At 65.0% G+C, this 13,415-nt stretch carries 12 protein-coding genes; 1 reads left to right on the forward strand and 11 read right to left on the reverse strand.

Features of this window, described 5'->3' with window-relative positions; all coding sequences use genetic code 11:
• Positions 1–24: 24 nt before the first annotated feature.
• The 11 genes from STE01S_RS05085 to dapA all read right to left on the reverse strand — a co-directional run bounded on the left by STE01S_RS05085 (position 25) and on the right by dapA (position 11,274).
• A complete protein-coding gene (locus tag STE01S_RS05085) occupies positions 25–759 on the reverse strand; it encodes a hypothetical protein (RefSeq protein ID WP_062765509.1) in 735 nt (244 codons plus the stop codon).
• A 108-nt stretch (positions 760–867) separates the two neighbouring features.
• Complete coding sequence (locus tag STE01S_RS05090) at positions 868–1,458, reverse strand: hypothetical protein (protein WP_062765512.1); 591 nt, start codon at positions 1,456–1,458, stop codon at positions 868–870.
• Positions 1,448–2,071 (reverse strand): glutathione S-transferase family protein, encoded by a 624-nt coding sequence (locus STE01S_RS05095; RefSeq protein ID WP_062765515.1) that lies wholly within the window; start codon positions 2,069–2,071, stop codon positions 1,448–1,450. The genes STE01S_RS05090 and STE01S_RS05095 overlap by 11 nt, the downstream gene beginning before the upstream one ends.
• Before the next feature lie 12 nt (positions 2,072–2,083).
• Complete coding sequence (locus STE01S_RS05100; protein WP_062765518.1) at positions 2,084–2,899, reverse strand: agmatinase family protein; 816 nt, start codon at positions 2,897–2,899, stop codon at positions 2,084–2,086.
• Between the two features lie 207 nt (positions 2,900–3,106).
• Positions 3,107–4,183, reverse strand: a complete 1,077-nt coding sequence (gene recA, locus STE01S_RS05105; protein ID WP_003050311.1) for a recombinase RecA — start codon at positions 4,181–4,183, stop codon at positions 3,107–3,109.
• 124 nt (positions 4,184–4,307) lie between these two features.
• On the reverse strand, positions 4,308–4,661 hold the full coding sequence (locus STE01S_RS05110; RefSeq protein WP_058813322.1) for a response regulator: 354 nt from the start codon (positions 4,659–4,661) through the stop codon (positions 4,308–4,310).
• On the reverse strand, positions 4,654–7,053 hold the full coding sequence (locus tag STE01S_RS05115) for a hybrid sensor histidine kinase/response regulator (RefSeq protein WP_062765521.1): 2,400 nt from the start codon (positions 7,051–7,053) through the stop codon (positions 4,654–4,656). The genes STE01S_RS05110 and STE01S_RS05115 overlap by 8 nt, the downstream gene beginning before the upstream one ends.
• A 71-nt stretch (positions 7,054–7,124) precedes the next feature.
• On the reverse strand, positions 7,125–9,185 hold the full coding sequence (locus tag STE01S_RS05120) for a M13 family metallopeptidase (protein WP_162928205.1): 2,061 nt from the start codon (positions 9,183–9,185) through the stop codon (positions 7,125–7,127).
• Between the two features lie 96 nt (positions 9,186–9,281).
• Positions 9,282–9,896: a DUF2062 domain-containing protein gene (locus tag STE01S_RS05125; protein WP_003050300.1), complete on the reverse strand. Its 615-nt coding sequence runs from the start codon at positions 9,894–9,896 to the stop codon at positions 9,282–9,284.
• A complete protein-coding gene (smpB, locus tag STE01S_RS05130) occupies positions 9,893–10,378 on the reverse strand; it encodes an SsrA-binding protein SmpB (RefSeq protein ID WP_003050298.1) in 486 nt (161 codons plus the stop codon). The genes STE01S_RS05125 and smpB overlap by 4 nt, the downstream gene beginning before the upstream one ends.
• Positions 10,379–10,398: 20 nt before the next feature.
• Complete coding sequence (gene dapA, locus STE01S_RS05135) at positions 10,399–11,274, reverse strand: 4-hydroxy-tetrahydrodipicolinate synthase (RefSeq protein WP_058813324.1); 876 nt, start codon at positions 11,272–11,274, stop codon at positions 10,399–10,401.
• Between the two features lie 101 nt (positions 11,275–11,375).
• Between dapA and STE01S_RS05140 the strand changes: the two genes are divergently transcribed.
• On the forward strand, positions 11,376–13,409 hold the full coding sequence (locus tag STE01S_RS05140; protein WP_062765524.1) for a lytic transglycosylase domain-containing protein: 2,034 nt from the start codon (positions 11,376–11,378) through the stop codon (positions 13,407–13,409).
• Positions 13,410–13,415: the final 6 nt, after the last annotated feature.

The following is a 13,415-nucleotide window of genomic DNA, read 5'->3' on the forward strand; positions in this document are numbered from 1 at the left end:
TTACTCAAGCACAGACGCGCAGCATTAGCGTTGGCAGAGCTGGTCGAGCTGCTGCCCGGTCAACCCCTGCTGGTTCACCAGTGCCTGCGATATGAACTGCACATCATATTGGGCGATGCGATATTCGCCTTCGCGAACGCGCTGCACCAATATCCCGCCGCACGTTCCGGCAATCCCCGGATGATCGTCGATCACCGAAAACAGGACATAGGCGCCGGGATAGGCGGCTCCGTCCGGATTGTTGCTCCACGCGACGAATTGCGGCGTCATCGATCCGTCGCCGGTCTGGAACTGCGTGGCGCCGGCATGCAGGTTTGCCCAGTCCTTCGGCGTGATTTCCGCCAGTGGGTCCATCATCGCGATCCCGGCCTGATCGCCGCGATCAAGCCGGTCGAGGAAGCGGGTCACAAAGCTGGTCGCCGCCGCCGTATCGGCGTCGCTCGCCTTCCAGTCCGCTGGAACGGGCTTGTAGGGATCGGTCGCGGGATCGTAGCAGAAGAATTTCTGCCGCAGGTTTTCGATCATCATGACGTTGCGGGCCGTATCGACGCGGCTGTCGAAATTATACCGGCCGAAACGCACCTTCATCTTGCCGCAGCGCTGCGCCGCGATCCGCTGGACCTCTTCCATCGTCGTCGTCAGCCGCGCCGCCTCGATATCGGCGACATCAGCGCTGAAACCACCCGCCGCCAGCTTCTCGACGCGGATTGCGGGCTCTCCCGCCGCCGCGAGCAACAGCGCCAATACCAGACCTGCCATAACCCCGAACTCCCCCCGCCATCCGTCGCCCGGATGAACGCGGGTCGATATTGCGGACAACGGGCGCGGACCGCAAGTCCGATGTCGGCTGGCTCAGCGCCGCTACGCTCAAAAGGCGGTCGCGATGCCCTTGCCCAGATAGCAGGGAAGTTGATGCAGCACGTCGGCCTTGGGCACCCCGTCCTCGATCAGGTCAGGCGGCACTTCCGACGTATCGACGCGCACGACGGTGAAGGCGGCACCGGGCGCGCTGCGATGGACGACGACATAGCCGCAATCCATCGTGCCATCCTTGCGATCGCCGCGAAAATCGAACGCGGCATACAGGCCGGGCGGCTGTCCGGCCGGGTCGGCATACCAGGTCAGGCGCAGGATGCGCAGCGTGCCATCGGCCCACAGCGCGGCCCGCTTGCGCAGGTTCATCTCCCATTCCAGCCGCGGGTTCGACGCCTGAAACGACAGGCGCAGCATCGCATAAGCCGCCTCATAGTCGCGCTTCGCCAGCGCCATCGTGAACCCGGTGAAGCGGTCGATCGCGCCCTCCTCGTCGGCTGGGGCGGGCTCGAAGCTCTTGCCCTCGGGTACCACGACGTCGCGCTCGACCTCGGGCCCCAGAACGGGCGGTGCGGCCGCCAGCGGAGTCGCCGCTGTGAATAGTGCGGTCAGGAGCAGCCCGCCGAACCGGCGATCAAAAGACAAAATAATCGCCCCCGCGTTCGCGCGCGCGCTGCCAGGCGGGGCGCGCGTGGCACGTCGCGACGAAGGCGGCGAGGCGCGGATAGCGATCGGCACCGTTCATCGCCGCAACCTCGGCCGGGAAGCTCAGCATGATGTCGGCAGCCGACAGGCGATCGCCGATGAAATGCCCGGCGTCGCCGATCTCGCCTTCGAGATAGGCGAAATGCGCGCCGAGCTGTTCGTCGATCCGCGGCCGCAGCGGCGCCGCAGCGTCGCCGAGGCGGGCGACGTAGAGATTGAGGAGAACAGGAGTCATGGCCGAACCCTCGGCAAAGTGCAGCAGCTCGAGGTGCCGGACATGATCGTCGGTGCCGCGCGGCGGGACCAGGGCGTCACCGCCATGACGCTCGCACAGATATTCGACGATCGCGCCCGATTCCTGGATCACCCGTCCATCGTCCTCGAGCAGCGGCGATTTGCCGAGCGGATGGACGGCTTTCAGCTCGGGCGGCGCGAGGTTGGTCGCCGCGTCGCGCTGATAGTGGCGGATTTCGTATGGAGCGCCGATTTCCTCAAGCAGCCACAATATGCGCTGCGAGCGGCTGTTGTTCAGATGGTGGACGATCAAGCTCATCGCATTCTCCTCTTATCCGCGCCAATATCCGTTGCGATCGATCAGCGCCGCCAGCTCACACACCAGCTTGGCGCCGACAATCGCGGTCACGCCGCCGATATCGCGGCCCGGATGATGTTCGACGATGTCCGCGCCGACGATCGGCGCGCACTGCCGGTGCAGCACTGCAAGCAGTTCGCGCACCGTCAGCCCGCCGGGCTCGGGATGCGCGACGCCGGGCGCCGCCGACGGATCGAGTCCGTCGAGGTCGATCGAGATATAGAGCGGGCCGCTCAGCACCGGAACCGCTTCGGGAACGAAGCCCGCCATCGGGACGATCTCGACGCCGAAGCGATCGGCTTGCGTGGCGCAATGACGATTCAACGTGCGGATACCGACCTGGGCCAGCCGCGCGGCATGGCCCGCTTCGCATATCCGGGCAAAGGGCGACGCATGGCTGCGCGGATTGCCGCCGAAGTCGTCGTACAAGTCGGAATGCGCGTCGATGTGCAGGATGTTGAGCGGGCCGAAACAAGCGGCGGCGGCTTCGACGAGCGGGAATGTCACCGCATGATCGCCGCCAAGCGCGACGGGAATTTCGCCATCCTCGTGCAGCATCGCGACATGGCGCCGGATCGCGGCATCGTCGTGTGCGACATGCTCGGTCAGCGGCAGGTCGCCATCGTCGGTGAAGGCGATATCCGTGCCGATTTCGGGACCGAGTTCGCTTGCCATATTGCCGCGAGCGCTGCGCAGCGCCGCACGGATCGCGGCAGGACCACCCGCCGCGCCGCGTTCGAAACTGCTGTTGACGTCGGTCGGCAAACCGAAAAGGCGGATCGCGGGCATCGAGCCTGTGTAGTCCTTGCCCCTGAACACGCAAGCCGGGATGCGGCACATGCCCCCGCCAGCATGGTCAGCGCCGGCATGGTCAACGGCGGCCGGGCCGACCTGCCAAGAGAGGGGTCGGGCAGATCCAAGGAGGCGTGCCGGAGAAGGCACGGGCCCGCCGCCGTTCGCCGGCGAGCCGTATTGCGACGGCTCGCCGGATTCGGATCAGATATCGTCGTCGTCCGCGTCGGGGCCGGTCATCATCTCTTCGGCCACCGCATCGGTGCGGCTGCGGATCGCCTTTTCGAGCCGCTCCATCAGTTCGGGATTTTCGGTCAGGAAATTCTTCGCATTTTCGCGGCCCTGACCGATGCGGATCGAATCATAGCTGAACCAGGCGCCCGATTTTTCGACCAGACCGGCCTTGACCCCCAGGTCGAGGATTTCACCGATCTTCGAAATGCCCTGCCCGTACATGATGTCGAATTCGACCTGCTTGAACGGGGGCGCGACCTTGTTCTTGACGACTTTGACACGCGTGGTGTTGCCGACGATTTCGTCGCGGTCCTTGATCTGGCCGGTGCGGCGGATATCGAGGCGGACCGAGGCGTAGAATTTGAGCGCATTGCCGCCCGTCGTCGTCTCGGGATTGCCGTACATCACGCCGATCTTCATGCGCAGCTGGTTGATGAAGATCACCATGCAGCGCGAACGGCTGATCGAGCCGGTGAGTTTACGCAGGCTCTGCGACATCAGGCGCGCCTGAAGGCCGACGTGGCTGTCGCCCATCTCGCCTTCGATTTCGGCGCGCGGAACGAGCGCGGCGACCGAGTCGACGACAAGCACGTCGATCGCGTTCGAGCGCACCAGCGTATCGACAATTTCAAGCGCCTGTTCGCCCGTATCGGGCTGCGACACGATCAGTTCGTCGATATTGACGCCCAGCTTCTTCGCATAGACGGGATCGAGCGCATGTTCGGCATCGACGAAGGCCGCGGTTCCGCCGGTCTTCTGCGCTTCGGCGATGCAATGCAGCGCGAGGGTGGTCTTGCCCGAGCTTTCGGGACCGTAGATTTCGATGACGCGGCCGCGCGGCAGACCGCCCACGCCGAGCGCGATGTCGAGCCCGAGCGATCCGGTCGAGACCGCCTCGACCTGCATCGCTTCCTTCGATCCGAGCTTCATCACCGAGCCCTTGCCGAACGCGCGATCGATCTGCGCGAGTGCGGCGTCGAGCGCCTTCTGCCTGTCTGTGCTGTTCACTGATTTCCCCGATTCGACGAGTGATAATTGTCCGGCCATGACCGTTCCTTTCCAGCTCTAGAGCGAAGGCAGAACCACCGCAACGCCAGAGCTGTGTACGTCATTTGTTCTATTGGAACAAGTGGAGAACAGATATTTTTGCGCGCTATCCGCAAGGTGCGCGCTATTCCGCGAAAAACCCGTCCAGAACGGCCTCGATTTCGGCGATGCGGAACGGCTTCGTCACCAGCTTGCGGTTCGCATGCGGCGCGGGAATCACGTCGCCGCCGCCCGAGGTGAAGGCAAAGGGAATCCCCCGCTCCGCCAGCGCATCGGCGACCGGCCAGCCCTTTTCGTCGCCCAGGTTGATATCGACGAGTGCGCCCGCCACTGGCTGCGACGCGATTGCCGCGAGCGCTTCTTCGTTGGTCGTCGCCTGCGCCGGTTCGGGATAGCCGAGCGCGTCGAACATATCGACGAGCATCATGCCGATCAGGACATCGTCTTCTACAAGCAGGATCAACCGGTCTTCAGCCATGGCCCACCCTGTGCGCCGCATCGTCGAGCGCCATCGACACTGCTTCTGCAAGCTGCGCGACCGAGAAAGGCTTGGGCAGGAAGGCGACATCGTCGATGTTGATCGACTGGCGCAATTGCTCCTCGGCATAGCCCGACATGAACAGCACCGGCAGGTTCGCCCGCTTGGCGCGCATGGCACGGACCATCGTCGGCCCGTCCATCGTCGGCATCACAACGTCGCTGATCACCAGGTCAATCTTGTCCATCGCGGCGAAGCGTTCAAGCCCCTCTTCGCCCTGCGACGCGGTGACGACCGTGTAACCCGCGCGGGTCAGCGCCCGTTCGGCGACCGCCCGCACCATATCCTCGTCCTCGACGAGCAGGATGGTGCCGGTGCCCCACTGGCTTTTCTTCGCCTTCGCGGCCGGCGGCGGCGTCGCTGGCACGCCGCTTTCGGCCCGGTGGACCGGCAGGTAGATGGTGAAGTTTGTCCCCGCGCCCGGTTTGCTGTCGGCAAAGATAAAGCCCGCCGATTGTTTGATGATGCCATAGACCGTCGACAGTCCCAGCCCTGTCCCCTTGCCGACATCCTTGGTCGTAAAAAAGGGTTCGAAGATTTTGGGCAGCACTTCTGCGGGAATGCCGGTGCCCGTATCGCTGACCTTCAGCGCGCTGTAATCGGCGGGCGGCATGAATTCATTGCCCATCTGGCGCACGTCGGCGGCCGAAACGGGATAGGTTTCGATCGTCAGCGTCCCGCCGCCGGGCATCGCGTCGCGCGCATTGACGGCAAGGTTGATTATGACCTGTTCGAGCTGCCCCGGGTCGGCGCGCACCGCACCCAGCCCGCGACCGTGATGCACCGACAATTGCACCGTATCGCCGATCAGCCGCTTGAGCAGATGCGATACCTCCGAAATCACGTCGGGAAGCTGCAATATCTGCGGCCGCAACGTTTGCTGGCGCGAAAAGGCGAGCAACTGCCGCGTCAGGCTCGCCGCGCGGTTGGCGTTGCTGCGGATCTGCTGAATATCGTCATAGTCGCTGTCGCCCGGCGTGTGCCGCATCAGCATCAGATCGCAGCTTCCGAGCACCGCGGTCAGGATATTGTTGAAATCATGCGCGACGCCGCCCGCAAGCTGGCCGACTGCCTGCATCTTCGATGCCTGCGCCACCTGCCGCTTGAGGCGCGACTCCTCGCTCGAATCCTTGAGGCTGAGCAGAACCGCCGCCTCGCCCAGCCCGCGCACGCCGACGACGCGCATCGACACCGGCTCGTCGCCTTGTCCGGCCAGCCGGATCGAGAGATCGCCGCCGACCTGTTGCCCGCTGCTGTGACGGCGGATCATGTCGGCGAGTGGCCCCTTGTCCTCGCCGACCACAAGATCGCCGGGGTAGCGCGGCTTCTTGCTATCGGCGACGCCCGCGGCGCGCATGAAAGCGCGGTTCATGTAAAGAAAGCGGCCGTCGCGATCGACGAGCGCAAGCCCGAAGGGCAGCAGCGACAGCAGCGTTTCGATATAGCTTTGCGCGGTGCCGCGATCGGCGGGTCCGATCTCCTCGTCGAGCATGGCGAGCAGCATCGGCCCGTGCGTATCGGCCGGCGTCAGCGGGATTTGCAGCATCCGCACCGGCGTTGCCCGATCGCCCTCACGCGCAAAATAGAGCGCGCCGGCATCATCGAGCCGCAACATACCGGCGACATCGCGCCCCGCATAATGCAGCGCATCCTCCTCGCCGAGCGCGCGCAAAAGAAACGCCTGATTGGCAACGCGCAACCGGCCCTCGGCACTGACCAGCGCCGCCATCACCCCCGCCTGTGCCAGCGTGCGCCCCGCGGGTCCGTCGAGGTGGCGGACGATCTCTCCCGCCAGATCGAGCCGTTCATGGGCCGAAAAGCGCCAGATCAGATAGTCTTCGGCCTGCCCCGATCGCAGCACTTGCGCGCGAAGTTGCAAGGGCCCGACCGCGATTTCGTCGACCCCACCCTCACCGTCGCGCCACGCGGTCCGGCCCGCATTTTTGAGCAGCTCGGCGCCGCGCCCTTCGAGCGGCAGGCCCGGCGGCGTGACGAAGCCGCCCATCCATGTCGCGAACAGGTCGTTCGCACAGACGAGACGTCCGGCCCGGTCGGTGATCGCAATCGCAATATCGTCATGATTGACCGCGGCGCGCAGCATCGACCAATCGGTCGGCGCTGCCTCGCCCACCGCGGCCGCCGGAAAAAGACGCCGCGCGAGGATCATGCCGCCCGCCGCGAGCGCGAGTCCGGCAAGGAAACCGGCGGCAAGCACCGCGTCGCCGGTGGCCCAGAACAACAGCCCGACCGACACCAGCGCGAGACCGCCGAGCAGCGCAAGGTCGATCCGGGAAAGTCCTTGAATTGCAGAAAGCGGACCGGCAGCGCCCACCCCCCTACTGAAATCGGTATCAGCGGAAGGCAGGCTCTGCGCGGTCAATTCACACTTTCCCAGTCAGCGCATCACCAGATGCGAACACGATCCTTCGGATCCAGATAGAGCTTCTGGCCCGGCTTAACCTGATAGGCCTTATACCAAGGGTCAAGATTGCGCGAGACCCAAGTCCGCTGGATCGAGGGCGAATGCGGATCGGTCGAAATGCGCTGCGACAGATTCTGTTCGCGATAGTTGCGCCGCCATACCTGCGCCCAGCCGAGGAAGAAGCGCTGGTCGCCGGTCAGCCCGTCGATCACCGGCGCCTCCTTGCCGCCCAGCGACGCCTTGTACGCGTCATAGGCGATGTTGAGGCCGGCGAGATCGCCGATATTCTCACCCAGCGTGAAGGTGCCGTCGAGATGCTCGCCCGGCAGCACTTCATAGGCGTCATATTGCGCGACGAGCGCCTTGCTCGCCGCTTCGAAGGCCTTCACATCCTCGGGCGTCCACCAGTCGGCGAGCTTGCCGGTTTCGTCATATTTCGAACCCTGGTCGTCGAAATGGTGGCTGATCTCATGGCCGATCACCGCGCCGATGCCGCCATAGTTGATTGCCGGGTCGGCCTTCGGATCGAAGAAGGGCGGCTGCAGGATTGCGGCGGGGAAGACGATCTCGTTCATCCCGAAATTGGCATAGGCATTGACCGTCATCGGGGTCATGCCCCATTCCCAGCGCCGGATCGGGCCGCCGAGACGGCTGATATTGTCGTCATGCTGCCACTGGTTGGCGCGCAGCGCGTTGCCGAACAGGTCGTCGGCCCGGATTTCCAGCGACCCATAATCCTTCCAGCGATCAGGATAGCCGATCTTGGTGGTGAAATTGGCCAGCTTCTTCTTCGCCTTCACCTTGGTTTCGGGCTGCATCCACGCAAGATTGTCGATGCGGTGGCCGAGCGCCGCGATGACATTCTTGACCAGCTTGTCCATTTCCGCCTTGGTTTCGGGCGGGAAATATTTCGCGACATAATCCTTGCCGACCGCTTCACCCAGATTGCCGGTCGTGAAATCGACCGCGCGCTTCCAGCGCTCCTGCATCTGCGGCGTTCCCGACAGCGCGGTGCCATAGAAGGAGAAGGCTTCCTGCGCGACCGCATCGGGCAGCACGTCCGAAAAGCCGTCGAGGCTGCGGACGAGCAGCGCGTCGCGCAGCACGCCGATCGGCGCGTCGGCAATCAGCTTCGCCTCGCCGGTGAAAGCGCTCGGCTGCGACACGAGCAGCGCGTCTTCCTTGACGCCGATGCCGCGAACAAAGGTCGTCCAGTCGAAGCCCGGCGCCGCCTTTTCCAGTTCGGCAAGCGTCATCTTGTTATAGACCTTGGTCGCGTCGCTGCTGTCATTCTTGTCCCAATGGACCATCGCGATCTGCTTTTCGAAGGCATAGATTGCCTGCGCCCGCGCCGCGGCGTCCTGTTCGCCTGCAAGCGTCAGGACATTTTCCAGATGCTTGAGGTAGGCCGCCTGCAGCTTGGCGTTGCGCTCATTGTCCTTCAGGTAGAAGTCGCGATCGGGCATGCCGAGGCCGCCCTGGAACATCGTGTAGATGTAGACGTCGGGATTCTTGTCGTCCTGCCCGACATAGCCGCCGAAGAAATGCGAGACGCCGTTGCGGTCGGCTTCGGCGAGCAACGCGGCGAGGCCCGGCTTGTCGACGGCGCGGATCTTCGCGAGCCACGGCTGGATCGGGGCAAGCCCCTTCGCCTCGACCGGCGCCGAATCGAGATAGGAGGCATAGGCCCGTCCGATCATGCTGTTCGGATCGCCCTTCGCCGCTTCGAGAATCTCCTGCGTGCGTTTTTGCGACAGATCGGCAAGCGCGGTGAACATGCCATAGTTGGACTTGTCCGCCGGGATCGCGGTGTTCTTGGCCCAGGTGCCATTGGCATAGGCGTAGAAATCGTTGCCGGGCAGTACGCTCTTGTCCATGCCGGTCGTGTCGAAACCGAAGTCGCCGATTTCGGGCTTGTCGGCCTTGGCCGAGGCGGCAGCCTGTTCCTTGGCCGAAACCGAAACCGCCGGCGCCATGCCGAACAGCATCGCGCCCAGCGCGGCGGTCGCCATCAGGCGCGAAGAATGCGTCATACGTGTCATGATTATCCCCAGGTTGACGGGCAGGACATGATCCTCCGCGCCATGGACGGCGCGGATCCTGCGATGGAGACAGCTATAAAAGCTGACGGCGGGCGATCAACCGGCCGCCGTGTCGCTCGTCGATGACTCAAGTCGTTGGTCGCGCGCGCGGCGCAATTTGCGCCGCCAGCGCAGGCGGATCCAATTGTCCCAGATCACCGCCGCGAGCAGGAAGCCGACCACCGCGGTAACGACCGAGATCACGAAGAGACCCGCGATCAGAGCCGGCGCGGCGTCGGACAACAGCCAGCGCGCCCATTCGCCGACCGATGCGCCCTTGTCGATCATGATCGAGAAGGTTGCGACATTGGCATGCAGCCCGAATAGATCATTGCCAAGCCATACCGCTGCGGCGATCAGCAGCGGCGTCGTTGCAGGGTTGGACAGGAAGGTCATCGCCACGCCGATCGGAATATTGGCACGGAAAGGCAGCGCAAGCAGCGCCACGCCCAGTATCTGCGCGCCGGGAATCAGGAAAAAGATGCCGACGAACAGGCCGAGCGCGGTGCCGCGGCGCACCGAGGTGCGGGTGAAGCGCCACAAATGGCTATGCGCGACGCGATGGGCAAAGGGCTTGACGAACCGGCTTTCGAGCAGCTCCTCACGCGACGGCGAGTGGCGCTTGATCCAGTTCATCACCGCCGCCTTGTCGCGCGGCTTCCCCCCGCTCATCCCCGTTCCTTCATCAATCGCTGCTTGTCGCGCTTCCAGTCGCGTTCCTTGATCGACTCGCGTTTGTCGTGCGCCTTCTTGCCCTTGGCGAGCGCGAGTTCGACCTTCGCGCGCCCGCGTCCGTTGAAATATACGCTCAAGGGCACCAGCGTCATCCCTTGCCGGGCCACCGCCGCGTGCAATTTATTGATCTCGCGCGTGTTGAGCAGCAGCTTGCGGGGCCGGCGCGGCTCGTGATTGAAGCGGTTTCCGTGGCTGAATTCGGGGATGTTGGCGTTGATCAGCCACACCTCGCCTCCCGCCACTTCGGCATAGCTTTCGGCGATCGTCCCCTCACCAAAACGCAGCGATTTCACCTCGGTGCCCTGCAGCGCGATCCCCGCCTCGAACACCTGGTCGATGGCATAGTCAAAGCGCGCGCGCCGGTTTTCGGCAACGACCTTCTTCTTGTCGAATTCGGGGGCGGATTGCGGACGGGCCATGAATGAAGAAAACCTGAAACCTAGAGAACGCCCGCCGAAACCAGTGCGGCATCGACGGCGGCGCGCGATGCAGCGGACGCCGGAATGATAGGTAGGCGCACATCGGGCGAAAACCAGTCGTGCACCCGTGACAGCGCATATTTGACCGGCGCCGGTGACGCGTCGGTGAACATCGCCTTGTGCAGCGGAAACAGCCGGTCGTGCAGGACCAGCGCGCGCGCCCAGTCGCCCGCGGCGCAGGCGGCGGCGAAATCGGCGCACAGGCGCGGCGCGACATTGGCGGTGACCGAAATGCAGCCCGCCCCGCCCAGAACGGCGTGCGGCAACCACAAGTCGTCGTTCCCACTGAGCTGGCAAAAATCGGCGCCCGCCCCTGCGCGGTGCATCGTCACGCGCGCAAGATCGCCGCTCGCGTCCTTGGTCGCGACGACCGTCGGAATTTCGGCAAGCTTGCACATGGTTTCGGCGCTGATGTCGGCGACGGTGCGGCCGGGGACGTTGTAGACGACGATCGGCAGATCGCTCGCGTCGGCGAGCGCCCTGAAATGGGCGAGCATGCCTTCCTGCGTCGGCCGGTTGTAATAGGGCGCGACGATCAGCGCGGCGCTCGCTCCAGCGGCCTGCGCATGACGCATGTGGCGGATCGCGGTGGCGGTGTCGTTCGACCCGCAGCCGGCGATTACCGGCACCCGTCCCGCCGCCGCCTCGATGCACGCGTCGATGATGCGATAATGTTCGTCGAAGCTCAGCGTCGGGCTCTCGCCGGTGGTGCCGCACGGCACAAGCGCGCTCGTCCCCTCTTTGATCTGCCAGTCGACGAGGCGGGCAAAGGCCTGCATATCCAACGCACCGTCGCGAAATGGCGTCACCAAAGCGGGAATCGACCCCGAGAACATGCTCCGCTCCTTTACAAAAAGCCGCTTTCACCGATAGAATCCGGTCAGCGCGCCGCGTCATGAACGCCTATTCAGCGCCCTGCAAGGAGTTTGCCACTAACATGGCCGGCATGTTTTCGCTGCCCCCAATTTCCCGCCTCGCGCTCGCCGCAGCGCTGCTTGTCCCATCGGTCGCCACCGCGAGCGAACTGACGCCCGATCAGATGGCGTGGTATCGCGCCCAGATGGGGCTCGCGTCGGTCTCGACCTTGCCGCCGAGCGCGACCAACACCGTCGGCGACGCGGTGCTCGAATGGCGGCGACTGACGCAGGACCAGAACGCGTCCTTCGACCGGCTTTCGCGGTTCCTGATGGCCAATCGCGACTGGCCCGATGCCGACAAGATGCGCGTCCGCGCCGAAAAGGCGATCGCGATCGACAGCTTCGATCCTGCGCGTACCCTCGCCTATTTCCAGGCTTTTCCGCCGCGCACTGCGAGCGGCGAACTGCGCATGGCGCTGGCGCTCAACGCGTCGGGCCGCCGCGACGAAGCCTATGCCGCGGTGCGCCGCGCCTGGACCGGCGGCACGCTCGACGAGGCGGAGGTCAGCCGGGTGCTCAGCCTCTTCCCAGGCGCGATCTCGCTTGCCGATCATGATGCCCGCATGGACAAGCTGCTATGGCTGGGCGCGACCGGCCCCGCCTCGCGCCAACTCGCCTTCACCTCGCCCGACCGGCGGCCGATCTTCGCGGCGCGGCTGGCGATGCGCAGCGGCGCGGTCGACGCCGCGATGCAGGCGTCGGCGATCGAAGCGCAATATCCGTCGCTGACCCGCACCGACCCCGGCTATATTGCCGACAAGGCGACGTGGCTGCGCAAGGCCGGCCGCGTCGGCGAAGCGCGCGCGCTGCTCGCAGGGCCGCGCAATCTGGCCTCGGCACCCACCGATGCCGAGGAATGGCTCGAAACCCTGCTCACCAATGCGCGTCAGGCCGACGCCGCGGGCGACAAGACGACCGCCTATAATATCGCGCGGCAGCTCGACGACGCGCTGCCCTCGGGGACGGTCGTGCGCGAACAGCCGCTCGACGTCCGCGACGATTACACCTCGCTGGCATGGCTCGCGGGCCAGCTCGCCTACAAGAGCCTCGGCCGTCCGGGCGAGGCGGTGCGACTGTTCCGCGCTTATGGCGAAGCCGCACGCTCGGCGCAGACGCGCACCAAGGGCTTTTACTGGGCCGGCCGCGCCGCGCTCGCAGCGGGCGACACGGCTGCGGCCAACGCGCATTTCGCCGACGCTGCCGAACATTATGACCAGTTTTACGGCCAGCTCTCGCTCGAACGGCTTGGCCGTCGCCAGCCCAAGCCGGAGCCCGTCCCGACGATCCGGGTCAGCGCATCAGAGCGCGAGGCGTTCGATGACGACCGGCTGGTGCGCGCCGCGCGCGCGCTGGGCGAGATCGGCGCCTGGCGTGAACAGTCGCTGTTCCTCCGCGCGCTGGCGCAGCGCGCGACGACGCCGACCGACCATGTTCTGGCGGGCCAGCTCGCCGCGTCGATCGGCCGTCCCGACCTCGGCGTCATGATCGGCCGCAGCGCGCAGGCGAACAGCCTCGACGCGGTCGAGGTTTCGGGCTTCCCCACGGTGCGTGTCCCGGCGGGGCAGGAAAGCAACTGGACCTTCATCCACGCGATCACCCGTCAGGAAAGCCAGTTCGACCGCCAGGCGATCAGTCACGCCGGCGCGCGCGGGATGATGCAGCTGATGCCGGGAACCGCGCGCGAAGTCGCAAACAAGCTCGGCCTCGGCTATGACGCGAGCTCGCTGACCAGCGACACCAATTATAATATGACGTTGGGATCGACCTATTTTCAGCAGATGCTCAGCTATTTCGGCGGCAGCTATCCGCTCGCGGTCGCGGCCTACAACGCCGGTCCCGGCAATGTGAACAAATGGCTGCGCGCCAATGGCGATCCGCGATCGGGCACGGTCGACATGATCGACTGGATCGAGGCGATTCCGATTTTCGAAACGCGCAACTATGTGCAGCGCGTGCTCGAAAATGCGGTCGTCTACGACACACTGCGCGACGGCGACCGGTCGCTGCCCAATGCACCGCTGAGCTTCTATCTCGGCAAGCGCACACCCGGCTGACCGGTC

The organism is Sphingopyxis terrae subsp. terrae NBRC 15098 (genome assembly GCF_001598815.1).
Classification (GTDB): Bacteria; Pseudomonadota; Alphaproteobacteria; order Sphingomonadales; family Sphingomonadaceae; genus Sphingopyxis; species Sphingopyxis terrae.

Coding starts and splice junctions, on each gene's coding strand:
- STE01S_RS05140 (WP_062765524.1), top strand. CDS start 11,376: ATGGCCGGCATGTTTTCGCTGCCCCCAATTTCCCGCCTCGCGCTCGCC.
- recA (WP_003050311.1), bottom strand. CDS start 4,183: ATGGCCGGACAATTATCACTCGTCGAATCGGGGAAATCAGTGAACAGC.
- STE01S_RS05085 (WP_062765509.1), bottom strand. CDS start 759: ATGGCAGGTCTGGTATTGGCGCTGTTGCTCGCGGCGGCGGGAGAGCCC.
- dapA (WP_058813324.1), bottom strand. CDS start 11,274: ATGTTCTCGGGGTCGATTCCCGCTTTGGTGACGCCATTTCGCGACGGT.
- STE01S_RS05125 (WP_003050300.1), bottom strand. CDS start 9,896: ATGAGCGGGGGGAAGCCGCGCGACAAGGCGGCGGTGATGAACTGGATC.
- STE01S_RS05110 (WP_058813322.1), bottom strand. CDS start 4,661: ATGGCTGAAGACCGGTTGATCCTGCTTGTAGAAGACGATGTCCTGATC.
- STE01S_RS05120 (WP_162928205.1), bottom strand. CDS start 9,185: ATGACACGTATGACGCATTCTTCGCGCCTGATGGCGACCGCCGCGCTG.
- STE01S_RS05095 (WP_062765515.1), bottom strand. CDS start 2,071: ATGAGCTTGATCGTCCACCATCTGAACAACAGCCGCTCGCAGCGCATA.
- STE01S_RS05100 (WP_062765518.1), bottom strand. CDS start 2,899: ATGCCCGCGATCCGCCTTTTCGGTTTGCCGACCGACGTCAACAGCAGT.
- smpB (WP_003050298.1), bottom strand. CDS start 10,378: ATGGCCCGTCCGCAATCCGCCCCCGAATTCGACAAGAAGAAGGTCGTT.